We start from the raw sequence: 20,621 nt of genomic DNA on the forward strand, positions 1-20,621 counted from the left end.
TAACGCCAGCTTCGCTTGAAACTGGTCTGGGTGGGGTGGCGAAAGTCACTCCACCCTTTGCCGCTTGTGCGGCACCCCCGCGCCGCCCTGAACGCACAGGAGAAAGAGATGGATATCAACAGCATCGGCTCAATGACACGTTTAACCGCAGTCACGCCTACGCCTGCACAAACTCCCAACCCCGGCAACACCCAGGCGGCCGTACGGGAAAATTCTGCCGCAGCACCCCACGCGCCGAATACCCCGCCGACTGCGGTCAACAGCGCAGCTCGCGGTAGCAATGCCGAGCAAGGCAAAGACAGCGCGCAAGACCAGCGGCAAAATTTGCAGAGCAGCATTGACGCGTTAAACGAATTCATCAAACCGCAAAACACCTCCCTGGAGTTTTCCATCGACGACGACAGCGGCACCGTCGTAGTCAAGGTGATGGACAAGGAAACCAAGGAAGTCATCAAGCAGTTCCCCTCGGAAGAAGCCCTTGAACTCGCGAAAGCGCTGGATAAACTAAAAGGGCTGCTGGTGCAGCAAAAAGCCTGAGCCACACACGTCCAGAGCACCCGGACAAATATTGTTTTCAGTAAAGGAGAAACATCATGGCCACCATTTCTTCACTCGGCGCCGGTTCCGGCATGGACCTGGAAGGGCTGGTCAAAAGCCTGATGTCGGTTGAAAAACGCCCGCTGACCCAGTTACAAAACCAAGCGAGCGCCTACAACGCAAAAATTTCCTCCTTGGGAAAATTGAGCAGCAAACTCAGCGCCCTGCAAACAGCCGCCAAGGACATGAAACCCAATGTCTTGCAAAGTGCGCTGGAAAAATTTGCCAAATTTGAGGCCAGCCTCTCAAAAACCCCGAGCGGCGGCGAAATCGGCACAGTAACTGCCGGTACCGGCGCGGTAGCAGGCACCTACAAACTCGACGTAACCCAGCTCGCGCAAGGCCAGAAAATCAGTGCCGGCTCCCTGGGGGGGGTAACTGCCGGTACCTTGAAGATCACCGTCGGCAGCACAGAAACCGATATCAACATTACCGACACGTCGGCCGAGGGCATCCGCAATGCCATCAATCAGGCCAAAACCGGCGTTACCGCTACCGTCGTCAATGGCACGAGCGGGCCGACGCTGATGCTTTCCGGCGAAGACGGTGCCGGCAAAGCGTTTTCCCTGAGTGGCATCGCCGGCCTGAATTACAACGCCGCCAGCAACGCGGGCGATTTCACGCGCAGCCAGGCGGCGCGCGATGCCGCATTCACTGTCGATGGCATCGCCGCCAGCAGTGGATCGAACAAGGTCACCGATGTGATCAGCGGCGTCACCCTGAATCTCACCGGCGAAGGCCAGGCGACGCTGTCTATCAAGCAAGACAACAACAGCAACCTCAAAAAAGCGCTGGAAGGCTTTGTCACCGCCTACAACGATGCCGTTTCCAGCATGTCGAGCATGGGCAGCTACAACAAAGACAGCAAGGTTGCCGGCGAGCTGCAAGGCAACGATATTTTGCGTAACGCCCAGCAAACCTTGAGCCGCCTCGTATTCGACACGACCGCCACGACCGACGGTGCGACCCAGCGTTTGAGCGATATCGGCATTTCGTTCAAGACCACCGACGGCAAACTGACGCTCGATGCAGACAAATTTGCCGCCGCCATCGACAAGAACCCGGAGGCGGTCGCCAATCTTGCCGCCGCTGTCGGCAGTGCTTTCGACACCGGCATGGACCGCATCACCGGCACCGGCGGGCAAATTCAGGCCAGCACGGAAGGTTTGCGCCTCACCGTAAAAAGCTTGGAAAGCCGCCAGGAAGCGCTTACCATGCGCCTTGAAACGGTCGAAAAACGCTACCGCGCCCAGTTCAGCGCGCTGGATACCCTGATGAGCAACATGAACTCGGTCAGCAGTTATCTGGCGCAAAACCTGTCGCGATTAACCACGAGCTAAGCACCACGATGTTTTCCAGCCGCAACTACAGCCCAGCCGGCGTCTACGCCGAGTTGGGCCGCGATTCCGACGTTCGATCAGCCGACCCACATCGGCTGATCGTTTTGTTGTTCGAAGGTGCCGAGAGCGCCATTGCCATCGCTCGTGTGCACGCCGAGCAAGGTAACCACGGAGAGCGGGGTACGCACATCTCAAAAGCCATTGACATCATCTCCAACGGCCTCAAAGCTAGCCTGGACATACAGCAAGGCGGCGAGCTGGCCGAGCGCCTGGCCGCACTCTACGACTACATGGTGTCGCGCCTGCTCTGGGCCAACATAAAGAACGACATCCCGACCATGGATGAAGTCCACGGCCTGCTTTCCGAAATTCACGATGCCTGGAATCAGATCGAACCCGGCAAACAGCAAACGCGATGAGTGGACGCACGCCTTATCAATCCTTCGCCATCATTGCCAGCGAAATGCGCAAGTACGGCGAAGCGGGCAACTGGGAAAAATCTGCCGAAATTGCCGCGCAGATGGATACATTGCTCCGTAGCGGCAAACTGCCGGCGCCTCAGGCCGCAGATCGAGAAGCGATTGCTGCCGTGCTTACAGACATTGCCGCACTGACAGAACGGGCCGGGCCACTGAAAGAAGATATCGCTCGCCTCCTCGCCGCTTTTGGCGACACGCCTTAACCTCCGCATTTCACTTTTTACCCACCACATCTTCGTTATTTTATGATCCCCGCCGACCTTGCCAGCACGCTGCGGGCGGTGATCCCGGAGCAGAAACCTGCCCAGCCGCAGCCGACACAGCCTGTCGCGCCTGCCTCACGCGTTGCTGATGTACTCAGCAACCTTGTTCCCGGCCAACGGGTACTCGCCGAAGTCCAGGCCATGCTGCCCAATGGCAGCTATCGCGCGCTGGTTGCACAGCGTGAGGTCACACTCTCACTCCCTTTTGCTGCCAAAGCCGGCGACAGCCTGGAACTAGAAGTCACTGAAACCAACGGCAAACTGACGCTCGCTATCGTCACCAATCGTGGCGAAGCGCAGGCCAAGGATCCCTCTGTCCCCACCACCTTCAGTAATACAGGCAAACTGATCGGCGACCTGATGAAAGGCGTCGACGGTGAAGGTGACCGCCGGCCGCCGCCGGCTGCGCTCAATGGCAACCAGGCGCTACTCGAACAAGGGCCGAAAAGTGGCGCTGATTTTGCACCGTTGCTCAAACAAGCCCTGACCCAGAGTGGTATGTTCTACGAAGCCCACCAGGCGCGCTGGGTGGCCGGCAAGCTCCCCACCGAAGCCCTGCGGCAAGAGCCGCAAGGCCAACTGCCCGCCCCCGCACAGGGGCAAAATCCCCAACAGGCAAGCACAGCGGCACAGAGTGGACGTGAGGCTAGCGCACAGCAAGCACCACAACCCCAGCAAAACGCTCAGCCCGCAGCTCAAACCACTGCACAAGCCGGTATTCCGCGTGAAATCACTCCCCTGGTGCAACAGCAACTCGACGGACTGGCTAACCAGAACTACGCCTGGCAAGGGCAAGTATGGCCAGGGCAGCAAATGTGGTGGGAGATCGGCGAACAGAATGAAAACGCCAGCCCTAATGACGATGGCGAGCAAAAACACTGGCGTACCCGCCTGAAACTGGCACTGCCGCGCCTCGGCGGCGTCGACGCTCAAATCCATCTGCAACCCGATGGCAGCATCGCGCTGCGTATCGAGGCAGACTCTGATTTCGGCGAAAACCACCTGCGCCAGGCCATCCCCGGTCTACAGTCACAGATGGAAGCAGCCGGCCTGAAAATCCAGCACGTCCTGATCGAACATGCCCCCACCGAATTCGAATGAGACAGCGCGCCAAGCCATTGCGCTCACCTACCAGCAAACCGACGCCGCCCCCCGCGTGGTGGCCAAGGGGCGCGGCCAGATTGCCGAACAGATCATAGCCAAAGCCAAGGAACACGGCGTTTACGTACATGAATCACCTGAACTGGTCGCCCTGCTCAGCCAGGTAGATATTGACGAACACATCCCTCCCCAGTTATACATGGCCGTTGCCGAGCTTCTTGCCTGGCTTTACCGCCTGGAACAAGGGGACGTCACCGAGGCCCCAATCTGAATCACGAGTGCCATGTCCGATTTGTCCGAAACAACCTTGCACCCTGTCTTTGAAATCGACCAGCCCAACCGCTATGGCCGGTACATCATCAGTAATCCACGCGAAATCATCTGGCATCTGAAGCTTCTCAAGGACCAGCGTAACTTCATTACGCTCTATCCGAATCACCTTGACCAGTTTTTCCTGACCTCCATCATCAGCATCAATGAAAAAACGGGGGAACTGATCCTTGACGCCCCTGGCTTGCCGGAATTGCTGGAAAGCGCCCTGAAATCGACCAGTTCCACGCTGACGACCAGCATGGACAAGGTCAAGGTGCAAATTCGTCTCGGCCCCTTGCAACAAACGCAGCACGAAAACAGTCCGGCACTCCTGACCCGTCTGCCACAAGCCATGCTCCGCCTGCAGCGGCGCGAATTCTTCCGCATCGACACACCGCGCATCAATCCCTTACGCTGCAAATTGGTCAAGCACCATGGAGAGACGGAAAGTGAAGTATTCGACTTCCCGCTACTCGACATCAGCGGGGGAGGACTGTGCCTGAGCGGCCCAGTCGAGGCAGCAGAGCATTTTTCGCTAGGCGAACTGTTCACCGACTGTCGCCTGGAAATACCGGACGAAAGTGTGATATCCGTCAACTTGAGGGTCCGCGAAATATCGCGCCTGGAAACAGCCAACGGACAGATGCAGCTCAGACTGGGCTGCGAATACGTCAACCTGCCCAGTGCCAGACAGAACCTGATCGAACGCTACATTACCCGTCTGGAAAGAGCACGCAAAGCTCAAACCGACCTGATCTGATCCCCATCACAAGCACACACAGAGCCCATTCCAGGACTGGGCGATATCCACATGCAAGAAAGCAGTATCCAATTCCAGCATTTCTGGATCGACCTCATACTTGGCCTGATCATGATTTACATCCTGATCGACACTCCCCTCGAGCAGGCCTTGGTTGGCATCGCAGTTGTGGCCTCGCTCGTCTTCTTCAGCCGAGCGATACAGCGCAGCCGACGTGCCAGCCTGCGTCGTGCCGAAGCACGCCTGCGCAAGGAAGAGGCCGAGGCAGCGCGCCGGGCTGCCATCCTGGCCAAGCAAGAGGCACTGCGCCGGGCACAGGAAGAAGCCTCAAGAAAATATCTATAACCGCTGGAAACCGGAAAATGTGTTTGCGCACTCAGCAGACACGGCAGGACAGGCAGGCAAGGCACCCCCACCTGCGAACAAACAGATCCGTATCAGACCTGCATGTTCATCATTTCCTGATACGCCGTCACCAGTTTGTTGCGCACCTGCACCATTTCCTGGAAGGAAACACTGGCTGTCTGCAACGCCACCATCACCTCATGCAGATTCTGGCTGGTATCACCCGCCACCATCTTTTCTGCCATCTGTGTGGCTGACTGCTGCGTGGAATTGACCTTGTCGATCGAGCCCTTGAGCACGCTGGCAAAATCCACCGCCCCGTCAACAGCGGGGGTTTCCGGGGTCTTTCCCGAAGCCTGTGCTGCCGTCGTGCGCAGCACGCTCAGCATTTGTTCGATTCCTTTGGTGTCCATCGCAAACTCCTTCAACTGACCCAAGACTAGCAACAACCAGGCCAGTTCAAATCAACCTAGACGCAAGATTCAATCGCGGTAAAACCCCGCCTCTCGATACTCTTGCAGTTTATACCTTAATTTGCGCACTGAAATCCCCAGGCGTTCAACAGCCAGCTTGCGTGAGCCGCCGACCTCGGCCAGCACCTTCAGGATGTGCTCGCGCTCGATGTCTTTGACGTTGCCAGCCTCTACTGCAGATACCGCCACGACTTCCTCGGCCTGCGCTGCCGGCACAGCCACAGTTTCTCCCGGCGCCTGAACATCTGCAGCTACCGTAGACACAGGCAAGTTCAGGTGCCCAGCCTCAATTTGCTCTCCGGGCGCCAGAATCAAGGCCCGCTGCATGACATTTTCCAGCTCTCGCACATTACCGGGCCAGTGATAACCAGTCAGCGCACATTCAGCCTGCTTGCTCAGCACCATGCCGTTGCGCCCGAAACGCGCACCATGTTCAACCATGAAATGGCGGGCAATTGGCAGAATATCCAACGGCCGTTCGCGCAACGCCGGAATGGCCACCGGGAACACATTCAGTCGGTAATAAAGATCCTCACGGAACACGCCGCGCGCCACCGCTTCCTGCATCTCGCGGTTGGAGGTGGCAATGATGCGGATATCGAGCGCTACCGGCTTCTTACCTCCTACCCGCTCAACCTCCCGCTCCTGCAATACGCGCAAAAGTTTGGCCTGCAATCCGAGCGGCATTTCGGTGACCTCGTCGAGCAACAGGGTGCCATTCTGGGCCTGTTCGAATTTTCCCGGCTGAGCCTGCTGGGCGCCGGTAAACGCGCCTTTCTCGTAACCGAACAAGGTCGCCTCCAGCAGGCTATCTGGAATCGCCGCACAGTTGATGGCCACGAACGGTCCCTTGCTGCGGGCCGAATTCTGATGGATGAAGCGAGCGACCACTTCTTTGCCAACCCCAGATTCACCTGTCAGCAGCACCGTAGCATCGGTCTGCGCCACCCGACGCGCCATGGCAAACATGTCGCGGCTGGCCACATCTTCGGCAATCACCCCCTGATCTTCGGCGCGTGCCGCCAGTTCATATTTGCCGATATAACCGAGCAAGGCCTGCGGTTCGAATGGCTTGAGCAAAAAATCACAGGCACCGCTGCGCATGGCATCAACAGCCTTTTCGACTTCAGCAAAGGCGGTCATCAACACCACGGGCAAATGCGGCAAGCGTTGACGGATTTCCTTCAACAAAGTGATGCCATCCATCGGCATCATGCGCACGTCGCTTACCACGATGGAGAACGCCTGCTTGGTCAGCGCCGCCAGCGCCGCTTCGCCCCCATCGACGGCCACATAGGCGCGACCAGCCAGTTCCAGCGTATCGCCGATCGCCTCGCGCAAGCAGGGATCATCTTCCACAACGAGAACAGGTAGTGCGTGTTCGCTCATGTTTCCTTCACTTTCCCTCACCTGACCCTACGCCAACCGGCAGAGTCATCACAAATTCCGCCCCCGATGCGTCCCCGTCCGCCACCACGGCTGACCTGGGCGCCGACGACAACTCGATCGTACCACCGTGCGCCCGGGCCACACCGCGGGCAATCGCCAGCCCGAGACCGGTTCCCTGCCCTTTGGTGGTAAAAAAAGGCTCAAAGATGCGCTCCCGCTTTTCATGCGGTACCCCCGGGCCACCGTCACGCACTGTGAACACCACCCCTGCCGGGCAAATTTTGCCGCCCAGGTAAATCTTTCCCCCTGCCGGCGTTGCCTGCAGGGCATTTTCCAGCAGATTAACCAGCGCGCCCGCCAACGCCTTGCGACTCCCCACGATTTCGACCGCCGAACAGGCATCGTCGACCACAAACTCGACCCCTTGCGCACGCGCCAAGGGTTCCATCGTCTGCCGCACCTCTGCCAGCAAATCTCCTGCGGGCAAGACGTCCCGCCCGATGCTCTCACCACGGGCGTAGAGCAGCACATCCTGAATCAAACGCTCCAGGCGTTTCAATTGACTAGCCGCTTTTTCCGAGAATTTCAGTCGCGCAGCCTCGTTCACGCCCGGCTGACCAAGATTCGCCGTGTATAAGAGTGCTGCAGCCAGGGGCGTCCGTAGCTGGTGCGCCAGCGAAGCCGCCATTTCACCCATCGCGGCAAGGCGCTGACTACGCCCCAGCTCCTCCTTCATCCGCTGCGCCGAGGTAATGTCGTGCAGAACCAGAATCTTGCCGTCACCCGAGGGAAGAATACTTTCTGCCATCGACAGACAGCGCTCCCCCAGGCGCCATTCACCGGCGGTCAGAGTCGGCTCGAGAAAACGCGCCACCACGTCCCCCCAGTGCGCCCCGACCACCTCCGGACCAAACATCGTCAGCGCCACCGGATTGAGCGCAGTGACATGCGCCAGCGCATCCAGCAGCACGACGCCGGCAGGCATGGCGTCAAGCAAAGAAGAAAGGCGCTCGGACAAGGCTTCCTTCTCCTGGTACTGCCGCCGCAATTCGCCATTAGCGACCGCCAGCTCTTCTGTCAACGACGCGACCTTGCCCTGCAAAGCCTCATACGCGCGGGTCAGATCGGCCGAAACCTGATTGAACATGGCGAAGGCCCGCTGCAATTCGGCAGCCTTGTCCGGGTGCTGCGGATCAAACATCTGGGGGGGCAGTTCTGTCATTTAAAATAAGCCAAACAGCTGAAAGCAGGATGTCGATTAGTGAAATGGGCGGCGGTAATAGTAGAATAATTCTAGGAAAGTTTGGCTTCGCAATTGATTCTTCTGATTTTCTCCCCAGCAACCCCACGATGAGCACGCATGGCTGTCAGCACTGAGACCACCGCAGGAACCGCCCCCCCGGATAATCCGGTGGCCCGCCTGCGGGAGGCTTTCGACCGCCTGAGCGGGCAGCAGAAAATCGGGCTGGGTGTTGCCATTGCCGCCATTGTCGCGGTCATCGTCGGTTCGGTGCTCTGGAGCCGGCAACCAGACTTCAAGGTACTGTTCTCCAATCTGGGCGAAAAGGATGGCGGCAGCATCATCGCCGTTCTGGAGAAACAGAATACCCCGTTCAAACTCTCCCCTACCGGGGCCATCATGGTGCCTGCCGAACAGGTACACCAGGTGCGCCTGAAACTTGCAGCACAAGGCTTGCCGCATGGTGGCATGGTCGGTTTCGAATTGATGGAAAACCAGAAATTCGGTATCAGCCAGTTTGCTGAACAGGTGAACTATCAGCGCGGCCTTGAAGGCGAACTGGCGCGCACCATCATGTCGATCGGTGCCGTACAGGCCGCTCGCGTCCACCTGGCCATCCCCAAACCAAGCGTTTTTGTCCGCGAGGAACTGAAGCCCACGGCTTCGGTCCTGCTCAGTCTCCATCCCGGCCGAGCGCTGGATGCCGCGCAGATCGCCGGCATCACCCATCTGGTGTCCTCCAGCGTGCCGCAACTGCAGGCCAGCAACGTCAGCATCCTCGACCAGAGCGGCAGCCTCCTGTCCACGCTGAAGAACAGGCTCACCGAAGCCGGTCTCGACGCCACCCAGATCAAGTATGTCCGCGAGATCGAAAACGGGATCAGTTCCCGCATCGAGCAAATCCTGAAACCGCTACTGGGCTCGGACAATTTCAAGGTACAAGTCGCTGCCGACATCGATTTCACGCAAAGCGAACAGACTGCCGAAACCTTCCGCCCCAACAACTCGCCCGAAGCGAGCGCCATCCGTAGTCAGCAGAACAACGAAACTGCCAGCATCAGCCAGCCAGCCGGCGGCGTCCCGGGCGCACTGACCAATCAGCCGCCGGTGCCGGCCACCGCGCCTCTCACTGCACCGGCCACCGGGGGCCAGCCTCCTCGCCCCGGGCAACCGGCTGCCGGCGAACCCGGCAAGATCGATGCTGCGGGGATCACCGCACCCTTGGAGGCCGCTGGGCAACCGCTTAATACCAGCAAAAATGCCACCATCAATTACGAGCTGGATCGCACCATCCGCCACACCAAGCAAGGCATGGGCGCCATCCGCCGCCTGACCGCTGCTGTCGTCGTCAATCACCGACCGGGTACCGATGCCAAAACAGGCAAGGAAATCACCAAACCCTTGAGTGATGAAGAAATGAAACAGATCAACGATCTGGTCCGCGAAGCCATGGGCTTCAGTCAGGCACGCGGCGACTCCCTGTCCGTCGCCAACGCGCCCTTTACTGCCAGCGGCAAGGAAGACATCAGTGTGCCGCTGTGGAAGGATCCGGACAACATCGATTACGCCAGGGATCTGGTCAAGTACCTGCTGATTGCGGCCATCATCGCCTTCCTTTACTTCAAGGTGATTCAACCCTCGCTTAAAACCATGTTCCCGGAACCGGAGAAGGAGGCCAGCGACGTGGCGGGCGTGGCGGGGGCCGCTGGTGCAGCGCAAATTGGCGAGGACGACGAAGACTACGAGGGCAGCGTCCAGATCGACCATTACGCGGCCAAGGTACAAAAAGCGCGCGATCTGGCGCAAAGCGACCCGAAGGCGGTCGCCAACATCATCAGGGAGTGGATGAATGCCGGCGGGTCCTGAAGAAGGTCTGGAGAAAAGCGCCACCCTGCTCATTGCGCTGGGTGAAGATCATGCCGCCGAGGTGCTCAAGCTGCTCGGCCCGCGCGAAGTGCAAAAACTCGGCCACGCCATGGCGGGCCTGCGTACCGTGCCGCGAACCACGGTGGAGACCGTGCTTGACGAATTTCACAAGCATGCGGAAGAAAAAGCCTCCATGCACGTGGATACCGACAATTACATCCGTTCGGTACTGACCAAGGCACTCGGCGACGACAAGGCGTCCAACCTCATCTCACGCATCCTGCAGGGCGGTGAAACTTCCGGCATCGAAGGCCTGAAGTGGATGGACGCGCAAACCGTGGCCGACCTGATCAAGAACGAACACCCTCAGATCGTTGCCACCATCCTGGTGCACCTCGAACACGACCACGCCAGCGAAATCCTCAACCACTTTTCCGAGCGCCTGCGTAATGATGTCGTGCTGCGCATCGCCACGCTGGAAGGCATCCAGCCTGCCGCGCTGAGGGAATTGAACGAAGCCATGCTGCGCATCCTGTCCGGCTCGGCCAGCATCAAGCGCACCGCGATGGGCGGCGTCCGTACGGTGGCCGAAATCCTCAACTTCATCGGCACCACCAACGAGACTTCCGTGGTGGATGCCATCCGCGAATACGATCCCGAACTGGCGCAGAAGATTCTCGACGAAATGTTCGTCTTCGAGAACCTGATGGACATTGACGATCGCTCGATCCAGATGATTTTGCGCGAAGTGCAATCGGATTCGCTCATCCTCGCCCTCAAAGGGGCATCGCCGGAGTTGCGCGAAAAAATCTTCAAGAACATGTCGCAGCGTGCCGCCGAAATGCTGCGCGAAGACCTGGAATCGAAAGGCCCGGTCCGTCTTTCCGAGGTGGAAGCCGAACAGAAGGAAATCCTCAAGGTGGTACGCCGCCTGGCCGACGAAGGACAGATCGTTCTCGGCGGCGCCGGCGGCGAGCAGATGATCTAAGCCATGGCCGTCATTCGCAAAGAACAACTAGCCGATGTCCAGCGCTGGCAGATTGGCGATTTTTCCGCCGCCAGCGCCGGCCCCAGGCCCACACCGACAGAAGCTTCCCCGGAGGCTCCCGCTGCAGAACCCTCCGGCCCACCGGAAGAGGTCAGCGAGCCAGTCATCACACTGCCCACGCAAGAGGAAATCGAGGGCATCTATAACCAGGCGCAACAGGAAGGTTACGCCGCCGGTCTGGAGATCGGCCGCCGCGAAGGGGAAGAGGCTGCACAGAGCGAAGCGGCGGCGGCACGCCAGGAAGCCCTGGCCGGCATCGCCACCCTGACCGCCGCCTGGCGTGAAGCGCTGGCTGCTCTCGACCAGACCGTTGCCGAACAGACGCTGGATGTTGCCCTGGAGGTCGCCGCACAGGTCATCGGCAGTACCGTTAAAGTCCAGCGCGACCGGATCCTGCCCATCGTCCGCGAAGCCCTGCAAGCGCTGCCGTTACACCACGGCCACATCAGCGCACATGTACACCCGGACGACCTTGCCACCCTGCAGGAAGGCGTGGGCCAGCTGGGCACCACTGATCCGATCAAATGCGTTGCCGACCCGAACCTTGCGCCCGGCAGCTGCATACTGCGCGCCGGACACAGCGAAATTGACGCCAGCCTGGACACCCGCTGGCGGCGCGTCCTGGAAAACATGGGGATTGATGCCGAGCAATGGCTGCTACGCTAGACCCTATCCCGCACGCAAAACGCTGGCACGATTTTCTTGAAGGCTGCCGCATTGCCGCCAGTACTGCGGCACCGCTGTGGCCCTCGGGCCGCCTGACTCGCATCAACGGACTGGTCATGGAAGCTTCGGGCTTGAAGCTGCCACTTGGCAGCACCTGCCACATCCATCCCGGCACGGGCGCACCGGTGGAAGCCGAGGTGGTCGGCTTTGCCGGAGAAAAACTCTACCTGATGCCTTCGGACGAAGTATTCGGCCTGGCACCCGGCGCCCGCGTCGTCCCTTTCGACGCGCCCTGCCCTTCACCGCAGATCGAACACCCGGCACACCACAAACGCCGGGCCATCGACCGCACCAAGCAAGTTCCCGTTGGCGAGGAACTTCTCGGCCGCGTGGTCGACGGGGTCGGCCGCCCACTCGATGACGCCGGCCCGCTGCGAGTCTCGCAAGCCCGCTCCCTGCAGAGCAGACCGTTCAACCCGATGTTGCGCGCCAACATCGAACACCCGCTGGATGTCGGCATCCGCGCCATCAATGGCATGCTTACCGTCGGCCGAGGCCAGCGCATGGGCTTGTTTGCCGGTTCCGGGGTCGGCAAATCCGTATTGCTAGGCATGATGGCGCGCTACACGGAAGCCGAGATCATCGTCGTCGGACTGATCGGCGAGCGCGGTCGTGAAGTCAAGGAATTCATCGAGCAAATTCTTGGTGAGGAAGGCCGGCGTCGTTCTGTCGTCGTCGCCGCCCCGGCTGACACCGGACCATTGATGCGTCTGCAGGGCGCGGCCTACGCCACCACCATCGCCGAGTATTTCCGCGACCAGGGCAAGCATGTTCTCCTCATCATGGATTCGCTCACGCGCTACGCCATGGCACAACGGGAAATCGCCCTGGCCATCGGAGAGCCGCCTGCCACGCGAGGTTACCCGCCGTCGGTCTTTGCCCGTCTGCCGCAACTAGTGGAACGCACAGGTAATGGCCCGGTTGGCGGCGGCTCGATCACTGCCTTTTATACGGTCCTGGCTGAAGGCGACGACCAGCAAGACCCCATCGCCGACTCGGCACGCGCCATCCTCGACGGCCACATCGTGCTCAACCGCAACCTGGCGGACGCCGGGCACTATCCGGCCATCGATATCGAACAATCGATCAGTCGCGCCATGGTCAGCCTGATCACACCGGAACACCTGGACCACATCCGCCGCTTCAAGGTACTGTTTTCCCGCTACCAGCGCTCACGTGACCTGATTGCTGTCGGCGCTTACGTCCCGGGCTCCGATCCGGTACTTGACCAGGCCGTGGCCATGTACCCGGTCATGGAGGCTTTCCTGCAACAAAAGATCAGTGAAAAGTCCGATTTCGCAGCCAGTACCGCACACCTGGCCAGCTTGTTCAGCTAGCACTAGACCATGGCACATAACTTTGCTCTGCAACCCTTGCTGGAACTGATGCAGGAACGCACCGACGAGGCCAGCCGCCGCTTGGGTCAGTTGATTGCTGCCGAACAGAATTCACGGCAGCAACTCAGCATGCTTGAAGAATACCGTAACGAATATGTCGAACGCCTGCGCCAGGCCACACAGGCCGGAACGACAAGGCAAATCATCGCCAACTATCAGGAATTCCTGCGGCGCATCGAAGAAGCCATCGAGCAACAGACCAAGCAGGTCCGCCAATCGGAAAACAATACCCTGCGCGGCCAGCAGCACTGGCGCACACAAAATACCCGGCTCAAAGCCATCGATACCCTGGCCATCCGGCACGAAGAAAAACTGCGCAAGCACGAAGACAAAAAGGCACAGAAGTTGCTCGACGAATTCACCACCCGGAAATTCTCCACGCCCAAGGACGACAGCTGAACGTCCACACGGCGACCAAGGCCTCTTCAAGCAGCAAATCGGCACACTTTTTGCTTAAATAGCACGCAGCCGCTGATAACCTTGCCAGAGAAAACGCCATGGAACTCTCCATTACCCCGCTCGCCACACTACCTGCCTCTACCGCTTCGGCCACAACAGACGCCGGCACAGACGCCATGGGCGGCGGTTTTGCTGCACTGCTGGCAGGGCAACTCAGCGGGCTGGAAACGTTTTTCCCCGCGAACACCCCCTTGATCGATCCAGCACTCGCAGCACTTCTCTCCGGCACGGCCAAAAAACTGCTCGATCCCGACAGCCTGCTGCAGCACAGCGAAGAGAATGCCACCAATCTGCTGGCCACCACTCTACCGACCACCACTCTACCGACCGCCATTCCACTCGCACCAGACACAGCCTATGCTCAGGACGAGGATGCTGCCAATGACGTCCTGCTCGGTTCCGGCGGCGGAAACAGCAAGGGCAACAGCAGCGACCTGTTTGCCTTGCTCGCGCACACGCGCGCGCCACGCGCAGACGCCATGACCAGTCAGCTGACGCCGCAGGCTGAACCGGATGCCGCTGGCGCCGAGACTCCGTCGTTATCCACCTCGTTATCCACCCACTCCGCGACAGCCACACATACCGCCGGCCGATCGCACGAAACGGCCGCCTCCACGCCGCAGAACGCCCCCAGCATCACCGCTCACCTGCATGACAACAAATGGTCGCAGCAGCTTTCCGACCGCGTTCTGTGGCTGGCGCGCGGTGATGTGCAGAACGCCCAGATCAATATCACTCCCGCGCACCTCGGTCCGATCCAGATCAGCCTGAGCCTCAGCGGCGAGCAGATGACGGCGCATTTCGTCAGCGCCAGCCAGGAAGTACGCCAGGCCCTGGAAGACGCCCTGCCCCGCCTGCGCGAAATGCTCGCCGGTGCCGGCATCAACCTGGGTCAGGCGAATGTCGGCTCGCAACAGCAGCAGCAAGCGCAGGCAGAGCAATTCGCTGCCAAAGGTGAAAATTCGCGGCAATCCAGCGATGGGGCTATACTTCCGGCCGACCAGCACGGCATAGACACGGCGTCCGCCCGCCCCATCCAGCGCGGCCAGGGACTCGTCGATCTGTTTGCCTGATAAACCAGAAACCAGGGGAAAAATATGGCCAAGGATGCCAATCCAGCTGAACTCACTGATGCGCCACCCAAAAAAAGCAAGAAACTGCTGATCATCATCGCCGCCGTCGTGCTGCTACTGGCCGCCCTGGCTGTTGCCGCCGTACTGCTATTGAAAAGCAGTCCGTCAGATGACGAGGAAGCTGACGAAGAGGTCGCCGAAGAAAGCGTCAAGAAGTCAGCGAAGAAAAAAGACAAGGGCGAGCCGCCCGTTTTCGTCAGCCTCGACACCTTCACGGTCAATCTGGCGCCGGAGAATGGCGAGCAGTACCTGCAGGTCATCATTTCCGTCGAACTGGACAGCGCCGACTCGCAGGCACAATTGACCGCCATGATGCCGCGCATCCGCAACAACGTGACCTTGCTGCTGTCGAGCAAGAAAGCCTCCGAACTGCAACCGAAGGAAGGCAAGGAAAATCTTGCCAAAGAAATTGCCGCCGAAATCAATTCCGCCATCAATCCCCCGGTACGCAACAAACGTGGCGAAATGGTGGCCCCTGAGGGCCCGGTGATGTCCGTACTCTTCACTTCCTTCATCATCCAGTAACCAGAGCGCCATGGCCGGCGATTTTCTCTCCCAGGACGAAGTTGATGCCCTCCTGAAAGGCGTCACCGGGGAGACTGACGACCCGGAGCGCGAGGCGGGCGAAGATGCCAGCATCCGTGCTTATAACCTAGGCACCCAGGAACGCATCGTGCGTGGGCGCATGCCCACGCTCGAACTCATCAACGAGCGTTTTGCCCGCTATCTGCGTATTGGCCTGTTCAACTACATGCACCGCAACGCGGAGATTTCGGTCGGCCCGATCCGCGTTCAGAAGTACAGCGAATTCATCCGTAATCTGGTGGTCCCCACCAACCTCAACCTGGTCGCCGCCAAACCCTTGCGCGGTACGGCCCTGTTCGTGTTCGACCCGAACCTGGTTTTCCTCGTCGTCGACAACATGTTCGGCGGTGACGGGCGTTTCCACACCCGGGTCGAAGGCCGCGACTTCACCGCGACCGAGCAGCGCATCATTCAAGGCCTGCTGGGCGTCGTCTTTTCCGAATATTCAAAATCGTGGAAACCGGTCCACGACATTCAGTTCGAGTACATCCGCTCGGAAATGAATTCGCAGTTCGCCAACATTGCCACGCCGTCTGAAATTGTCGTATCGACATCGTTCACCGTCGAATTCGGCGGCGCCACGGCGGACATGCACATCTGTTTCCCCTATTCCATGCTCGAGCCGATCCGCGATCTGCTCTACAGCACCATGCAGAGCGACCAGCTGTCCACCGACAAACGCTGGATCGGCACCCTGCGCCGCCAGCTGCAGGGGGCTGAGGTCGAAGTGGTGGCCAATCTCGGCTCTGGCGAGGTGTCGCTACGCGACATCCTGAAGCTGCAACCGGGCGACGTCATCCCCATTGACATCCCGCCACGCGTTGAAGCCACGGTAGATGGCATCGCCCTGCTGGAATGTTCATACGGCCAGCAGAATGGCCAGTACGCCCTACGTATCGAAAAATTCATCGCCAGCCCTGAAGGTGGCGCCGGCGAAACAGCACCGGGAGACAAGAATGTCGGATGACATGGACAATATGGACGCCAGCGAAAACCCCGTCGAAGAAGAACAGATCAGCGAAGACGACTGGGCCGCCGCCATGGCCGAGCAGGTCAGCGAACCGCCGGCGGCACAACCGGCGCACATCTTCCCCGCCTTCGACAGTCCGGCAGCCGCAGGCGGAGTGCTGAACGAACTCGACATGATCCTCGACATTCCAGTCCAGATCACGGTCGAACTCGGCCGCACCAAGATCACCATCAAGAACCTGCTGCAACTCGCGCACGGCTCGGTCGTCGAGCTCGACGCCATGGCCGGCGAACCGATGGACGTACTGGTCAATGGCACCTTGATCGCCCAGGGCGAGGTCGTCGTCGTCAACGACAAATTCGGCATCCGCCTGACGGACATCATCACCCCGTCGGAACGCATGCGCAAAATCAACCGCTAAGATTCGCTGCCGGGCACCCGGGCAGAGGCCCGGGCGGCACATTTCACGCTAAGATAGCGGCCACTCTTTTCCGACGTGCCGCCGTGCCGAATCCCGTACCGAATCCCGCGCCTGTTGGCGCCGGTCTTTTCCTGCTGTTTCCCATGCTGGCCCAGGCGGCAGAAAATGCCGCCCCGGGGTTGTCGACCGCCACCTACCTGCAAGCCACCCTCGGCTTGTTGCTGATCGTCGGCCTGCTCCTCGCCGCCGCTTGGGCTGCCCGCAAGGTGGCTGGCGGCAAGGCCTTCGGCCAGGGCAACCTGAAAGTGGTCAGCGGCATTGCCCTCGGCCCCAAGGAGCGGATCGTGCTGGTGGAGGTGGAAGATCAATGGCTGGTCATCGGGATCGTCCCGGGCCAGATCCGCACCCTGCATCGCCTGCCGCGTGGCAGCGCCCCTGGTGACGACGGCCAGGCCATTCCGCCATTCGCCCAGTGGTTGCAAGCTTTGCGAGAACGCCGCCAAGATGTCTAAGACTTTCCTCCGCCCTCTCATCTTCACCTTGCTGCTGACAGTGAGCGGCAGCCTACTGGCGCAAACGCCGATTCTGCCGGCGCTCACCGCCACGCCGACCAACGGCGGCGGCACCTCGTACAGCCTGAGCATTCAGACCCTGCTGCTCATCACGGCGCTGGGCTTCATCCCGGCGACCATGCTGATGATGACCAGCTTCACCCGCATCGCCATCGTGCTCTCGCTGTTACGCCACGCCATGGGGACGCAGACCGCACCGTCGAACCAGATCATCATCGGGCTGTCGCTGTTCCTGACTTTTTTCGTCATGGCCCCGACTTTCGAACGGATATACACCGAAGCCTACGTGCCGCTTGCCGAGAACCGCATCAATGTAATGCAGGCCGGCGAACGGGCTGTCGTGCCGCTGCGCGCCTTCATGCTCAAGCACACGCGCGAATCGGACATCGCACTCTTTGCCAGTATCGCCCGCATCGAAAAAATTGCCGGACCCGAAGAAATCCCGCTGCGCATACTGATCCCCTCCTTCGTCATCAGTGAGCTGAAAACCGCTTTCCAGATCGGCTTCGTGATCTTCATCCCCTTCCTCATCATCGACATGGTCGTTGCCAGCATTCTGATGTCGATGGGCATGATGATGATGTCGCCCATCATGGTGGCACTACCTTTCAAGCTGATGCTGTTTGTCCTGGTTGACGGGTGGCATCTGGTGATCGGCTCACTCATCCAGACCTTCAACGTATGACCCCCGGCATCGTCATGGACATTGGCCGCCAGGCCATCGAAGCCGCCTTGGTGCTGGCCGGGCCGCTACTGATTGCGGCGCTGGCCGTCGGTCTGATCGTGAGCATTTTTCAGGCCGCGACCTCGATCAATGAGGCCACGCTGCAGTTCGTTCCCAAGCTGGTGGCGGTTTTTCTCGTCCTGATTCTGTTCGGGCCATGGATGCTGCAGTACATGGTTGACTTCATCCAGCGGCTCTACGGCAGCATTCCGCAAATCGTTGGCTGAAATGCTGACGCTCAGCACTGCCCAGATCGACGCCTGGATTGCCTTCTACGCCTTTCCCATGGCGCGCATCCTGGCCATGATCGCTACCGCCCCCCTGTGGAGCACCGCCGGCATTCCCCGCCGTACCCGCCTGATTCTCGGCCTGGCGATCACCATCGGCATTGCTCCGGCCTTGCCGCCCATGCCCGATGTATCACCGGCATCTTTTGCCGGCTTGTGGATACTCGCCCAGCAGATCCTGATCGGCTTTGCCATGGGCTACGCCGCGCGCATCGTCTTTGCCGCCATCGATTTTGCCGGCACCTACATGGGCTTCCAGATGGGTCTGAGCTTCGCCGTCTTTTACGACCCGTTGCGCGGCGCACAGACACCGGTTCTGGTGGAACTGATCGGCCTGCTGGCGCTGCTGCTGTTCATGGCACTGGACGGGCACCTGCTCTACGTCGGTACGCTGGCCAAAAGTTTCCAGGTCATCCCGGTCGCCCCGGAAGCCCTCTCGCCCAACAGCTGGCGTAACCTGGCCGAACTCGGTGGGCGCATCTTTTCGATTGGTCTGCTGCTCAGTTTGCCGGTGATGGTGGCCTTGATGATTACCAACGTGGCCCTCGGCATCCTCACCAAAGCGGCGCCGCAGCTGAATCTTTTTGCTTTGGGTTTTCCAATCACCCTGATGGGCGGCTTCGTCGTGATTGCCATCAGCCTGAACTACCTGGCCGAGCCCCTGCAAGCCGTATTCAGCGAAGCCATCGAAGCCATGCTGCGCTTCGCCGTACCTGCCACCCCGGTCAACGGCTGAGTGCGGGGTCGTTCAAGGCAAATGAATCAGCAGCCGGTCGCACGAAGCGGATGGTGCCCTCGGCAACCCGACGCGTACTGAGCGTCTGCGAATCGATGCCTTCGCTATAGCCCAGGATCTGGTAATCACCCAACCCCTGCTCACGCTGCAACTGCTGCGCTCGCCGCTTGAAAACCTGGATTGCCTCACCGGCGCCACCCGTATGAAAGCGCTTCATCTTCAGCGCGAGATGGTAGCTGTCGTCAGACAAGCGGCTTTCCTTGATTTCCCAGTTCGGCGCCAGCGGATCGTAAATAATGTAGATCGCCAGCGCCGCGGGAATCAGGACGTTCGCCTTGAGTGTCGTATTGGCCGCCAGGGTGAAGGCATTCGTACCGCCAGAAGAACACCCACCCAATCCCAGCGCCAGTACGGCAGCACAAAGCAGGCCAGTGGTTTTCATAGCATGCTGAACAAGCTCATCTGGCTTGTCTGCTGGAAGGTCGTCTGGGCGGCATCAAGCTGCATTTTGTGCTGGGTGAAACTGGAAATCGCCGACAACCAATCCAGATCCTGCAATTCGGACAGACGCATCTCGTAGTTGAGATTGACGTCTTCTGCCGATGTCTTCAGATCATCCAGTGCCTTCAGACGTGAACCGATCGAGGCGCGCACCGTGTTCATGTGATCCAGGCTGTCCATGATGCCGCCCAGCGCCTGATTGTAGGCTGCCTGTGTATAAGGCACGCCGCTGGCCGGATCAAGAATGTCGATCATGTTCTGCACGCTGTCGAACACGCTTTCGCCGGTGACATTGCCGCTGGCATCGCGCACCTGCATGAACACATCCAGCCCGTTCTCCCCGACCGCCATGTCGCGCGAAGCACTCACCGACAACGCCGGTTTGCCGGCATCACCGTGATACTCCATGCTGCTTCCAGCCAGCGAATAAGGCGGGGTCGCGGCTGTATTACGCGTAAACGGTTCGGTCGTCGATTTATAGCCGGCAAAAATGTACTCACCGGCCCCGTCACGCGTGTTGGCCAACCCGATCAAGCTCTCCATGCGCTGCTTCAGTTCGGTGGCGATCATCGCCTTCTGCTCGTCGCTGTAGGAGCCGTTACCAGCCTGCAACCCACGCTCGTAAATTGCCTTGAGCTCTTCCTGCACCCCCTGCAACTTGGTTTCGGCAAACGCCAGCTTGCTGCTTGCCTGCCCCTGGTTCTCAATGAAACGCTCGTTGACGTTTTTGCCCTGCGTCACTTTGAGGGCTTCGGCCGCCCCAATCGGGTCATCCGCCGGCGTCAGAATGCGCCGCCCGGTCGCCAACTGGTTTTGCAGCTTGTACAAACCGGACTGCAGGTCGCGCATGCCACCCACACCGGAATTGAAAATCATGGAAGTACTGACGCGCATGAT

The 20,621-nt window shown here is 59.7% G+C and carries 26 protein-coding genes; 21 read left to right on the forward strand and 5 right to left on the reverse strand.

Going from position 1 to position 20,621, the window contains the following annotated elements:
* Positions 1-108: 108 nt before the first annotated feature.
* The 8 genes from JYJ39_RS02950 to JYJ39_RS02985 are packed head-to-tail and all read left to right on the forward strand — an operon-like array spanning position 109 to position 5,197.
* Complete coding sequence (locus JYJ39_RS02950) at positions 109-537, forward strand: flagellar protein FlaG (protein WP_240189520.1); 429 nt, start codon at positions 109-111, stop codon at positions 535-537.
* Positions 538-593: 56 nt separating this feature from the next.
* On the forward strand, positions 594-1,937 hold the full coding sequence (gene fliD / locus JYJ39_RS02955) for a flagellar filament capping protein FliD (RefSeq protein WP_205201959.1): 1,344 nt from the start codon (positions 594-596) through the stop codon (positions 1,935-1,937).
* Positions 1,938-1,945: 8 nt separating this feature from the next.
* Positions 1,946-2,356, forward strand: a complete 411-nt coding sequence (gene fliS / locus JYJ39_RS02960) for a flagellar export chaperone FliS (RefSeq protein ID WP_205201960.1) — start codon at positions 1,946-1,948, stop codon at positions 2,354-2,356.
* Positions 2,353-2,619: a hypothetical protein gene (locus JYJ39_RS02965; RefSeq protein WP_205201961.1), complete on the forward strand. Its 267-nt coding sequence runs from the start codon at positions 2,353-2,355 to the stop codon at positions 2,617-2,619. The genes fliS and JYJ39_RS02965 overlap by 4 nt, the downstream gene beginning before the upstream one ends.
* Before the next feature lie 42 nt (positions 2,620-2,661).
* Positions 2,662-3,780 carry a flagellar hook-length control protein FliK gene (locus JYJ39_RS02970; RefSeq protein WP_205201962.1) on the forward strand — a complete coding sequence of 373 codons (1,119 nt, stop codon included), beginning with the start codon at positions 2,662-2,664 and terminating at the stop codon, positions 3,778-3,780.
* Positions 3,758-4,051, forward strand: a complete 294-nt coding sequence (locus JYJ39_RS02975) for an EscU/YscU/HrcU family type III secretion system export apparatus switch protein (protein ID WP_205201963.1) — start codon at positions 3,758-3,760, stop codon at positions 4,049-4,051. The genes JYJ39_RS02970 and JYJ39_RS02975 overlap by 23 nt, the downstream gene beginning before the upstream one ends.
* Positions 4,052-4,063: 12 nt before the next feature.
* Positions 4,064-4,852, forward strand: a complete 789-nt coding sequence (locus JYJ39_RS02980) for a flagellar brake protein (RefSeq protein WP_205201965.1) — start codon at positions 4,064-4,066, stop codon at positions 4,850-4,852.
* A gap of 51 nt (positions 4,853-4,903) precedes the next feature.
* Positions 4,904-5,197 (forward strand): hypothetical protein, encoded by a 294-nt coding sequence (locus JYJ39_RS02985; RefSeq protein WP_205201966.1) that lies wholly within the window; start codon positions 4,904-4,906, stop codon positions 5,195-5,197.
* 92 nt (positions 5,198-5,289) lie between these two features.
* Here JYJ39_RS02985 and fliE read toward each other — a convergent pair whose 3' ends face one another.
* The 3 genes from fliE to JYJ39_RS03000 form a co-directional block, all read right to left on the reverse strand.
* Entirely contained in the window at positions 5,290-5,610 is a 321-nt protein-coding gene (gene fliE, locus JYJ39_RS02990; RefSeq protein ID WP_205201967.1) for a flagellar hook-basal body complex protein FliE, read from the reverse strand.
* A 69-nt stretch (positions 5,611-5,679) separates the two neighbouring features.
* Positions 5,680-7,059: a sigma-54-dependent transcriptional regulator gene (locus JYJ39_RS02995; RefSeq protein ID WP_205201968.1), complete on the reverse strand. Its 1,380-nt coding sequence runs from the start codon at positions 7,057-7,059 to the stop codon at positions 5,680-5,682.
* A gap of 7 nt (positions 7,060-7,066) precedes the next feature.
* Positions 7,067-8,281: a sensor histidine kinase gene (locus JYJ39_RS03000; RefSeq protein WP_205201969.1), complete on the reverse strand. Its 1,215-nt coding sequence runs from the start codon at positions 8,279-8,281 to the stop codon at positions 7,067-7,069.
* A 138-nt stretch (positions 8,282-8,419) separates the two neighbouring features.
* Between JYJ39_RS03000 and fliF the strand changes: the two genes are divergently transcribed.
* The 13 genes from fliF to fliR all read left to right on the forward strand — a co-directional run bounded on the left by fliF (position 8,420) and on the right by fliR (position 19,223).
* Positions 8,420-10,165 carry a flagellar basal-body MS-ring/collar protein FliF gene (gene fliF, locus JYJ39_RS03005; RefSeq protein WP_205201970.1) on the forward strand — a complete coding sequence of 582 codons (1,746 nt, stop codon included), beginning with the start codon at positions 8,420-8,422 and terminating at the stop codon, positions 10,163-10,165.
* The gene (gene fliG, locus JYJ39_RS03010) at positions 10,149-11,153 is read left to right on the forward strand and encodes a flagellar motor switch protein FliG (protein WP_205201971.1); all 1,005 of its coding nucleotides are present in this window, start codon (positions 10,149-10,151) and stop codon (positions 11,151-11,153) included. The genes fliF and fliG overlap by 17 nt, the downstream gene beginning before the upstream one ends.
* Before the next feature lie 3 nt (positions 11,154-11,156).
* Positions 11,157-11,879: a flagellar assembly protein FliH gene (locus JYJ39_RS03015; protein ID WP_205201972.1), complete on the forward strand. Its 723-nt coding sequence runs from the start codon at positions 11,157-11,159 to the stop codon at positions 11,877-11,879.
* Complete coding sequence (gene fliI / locus JYJ39_RS03020; RefSeq protein ID WP_205201974.1) at positions 11,864-13,276, forward strand: flagellar protein export ATPase FliI; 1,413 nt, start codon at positions 11,864-11,866, stop codon at positions 13,274-13,276. Before JYJ39_RS03015 ends, fliI begins: the two co-directional genes overlap by 16 nt.
* 9 nt (positions 13,277-13,285) lie before the next feature.
* Complete coding sequence (gene fliJ, locus JYJ39_RS03025; RefSeq protein WP_205201976.1) at positions 13,286-13,735, forward strand: flagellar export protein FliJ; 450 nt, start codon at positions 13,286-13,288, stop codon at positions 13,733-13,735.
* Positions 13,736-13,833: 98 nt separating this feature from the next.
* On the forward strand, positions 13,834-14,868 hold the full coding sequence (locus JYJ39_RS03030) for a flagellar hook-length control protein FliK (protein ID WP_205201978.1): 1,035 nt from the start codon (positions 13,834-13,836) through the stop codon (positions 14,866-14,868).
* A gap of 24 nt (positions 14,869-14,892) precedes the next feature.
* Complete coding sequence (locus tag JYJ39_RS03035; RefSeq protein WP_205201980.1) at positions 14,893-15,453, forward strand: flagellar basal body-associated FliL family protein; 561 nt, start codon at positions 14,893-14,895, stop codon at positions 15,451-15,453.
* Positions 15,454-15,463: 10 nt separating this feature from the next.
* On the forward strand, positions 15,464-16,480 hold the full coding sequence (gene fliM, locus JYJ39_RS03040; RefSeq protein ID WP_205201981.1) for a flagellar motor switch protein FliM: 1,017 nt from the start codon (positions 15,464-15,466) through the stop codon (positions 16,478-16,480).
* Positions 16,470-16,904, forward strand: a complete 435-nt coding sequence (gene fliN, locus JYJ39_RS03045; protein ID WP_345890782.1) for a flagellar motor switch protein FliN — start codon at positions 16,470-16,472, stop codon at positions 16,902-16,904. The genes fliM and fliN overlap by 11 nt, the downstream gene beginning before the upstream one ends.
* A gap of 83 nt (positions 16,905-16,987) precedes the next feature.
* The gene (fliO, locus tag JYJ39_RS03050; protein ID WP_240189521.1) at positions 16,988-17,416 is read left to right on the forward strand and encodes a flagellar biosynthetic protein FliO; all 429 of its coding nucleotides are present in this window, start codon (positions 16,988-16,990) and stop codon (positions 17,414-17,416) included.
* Complete coding sequence (gene fliP / locus JYJ39_RS03055; protein ID WP_205201983.1) at positions 17,409-18,161, forward strand: flagellar type III secretion system pore protein FliP; 753 nt, start codon at positions 17,409-17,411, stop codon at positions 18,159-18,161. Before fliO ends, fliP begins: the two co-directional genes overlap by 8 nt.
* Positions 18,158-18,427, forward strand: coding sequence for a flagellar biosynthesis protein FliQ (gene fliQ / locus JYJ39_RS03060; RefSeq protein ID WP_205201985.1), 270 nt, complete (start codon positions 18,158-18,160; stop codon positions 18,425-18,427). The genes fliP and fliQ overlap by 4 nt, the downstream gene beginning before the upstream one ends.
* A 1-nt stretch (position 18,428) precedes the next feature.
* The gene (fliR, locus tag JYJ39_RS03065; protein ID WP_205201986.1) at positions 18,429-19,223 is read left to right on the forward strand and encodes a flagellar biosynthetic protein FliR; all 795 of its coding nucleotides are present in this window, start codon (positions 18,429-18,431) and stop codon (positions 19,221-19,223) included.
* Here fliR and JYJ39_RS03070 read toward each other — a convergent pair.
* Together JYJ39_RS03070 and flgL are read right to left on the reverse strand one after the other, a co-directional pair.
* On the reverse strand, positions 19,213-19,665 hold the full coding sequence (locus JYJ39_RS03070) for a hypothetical protein (protein ID WP_205201987.1): 453 nt from the start codon (positions 19,663-19,665) through the stop codon (positions 19,213-19,215). The genes fliR and JYJ39_RS03070 overlap by 11 nt on opposite strands.
* Positions 19,662-20,618, reverse strand: coding sequence for a flagellar hook-associated protein FlgL (gene flgL / locus JYJ39_RS03075; protein ID WP_205201988.1), 957 nt, complete (start codon positions 20,616-20,618; stop codon positions 19,662-19,664). The genes JYJ39_RS03070 and flgL overlap by 4 nt, the downstream gene beginning before the upstream one ends.
* Positions 20,619-20,621: the final 3 nt, after the last annotated feature.

It is taken from the genome of Azonexus hydrophilus, assembly GCF_905120355.1.
Lineage (GTDB): Bacteria > Pseudomonadota > Gammaproteobacteria > Burkholderiales > Rhodocyclaceae > Azonexus.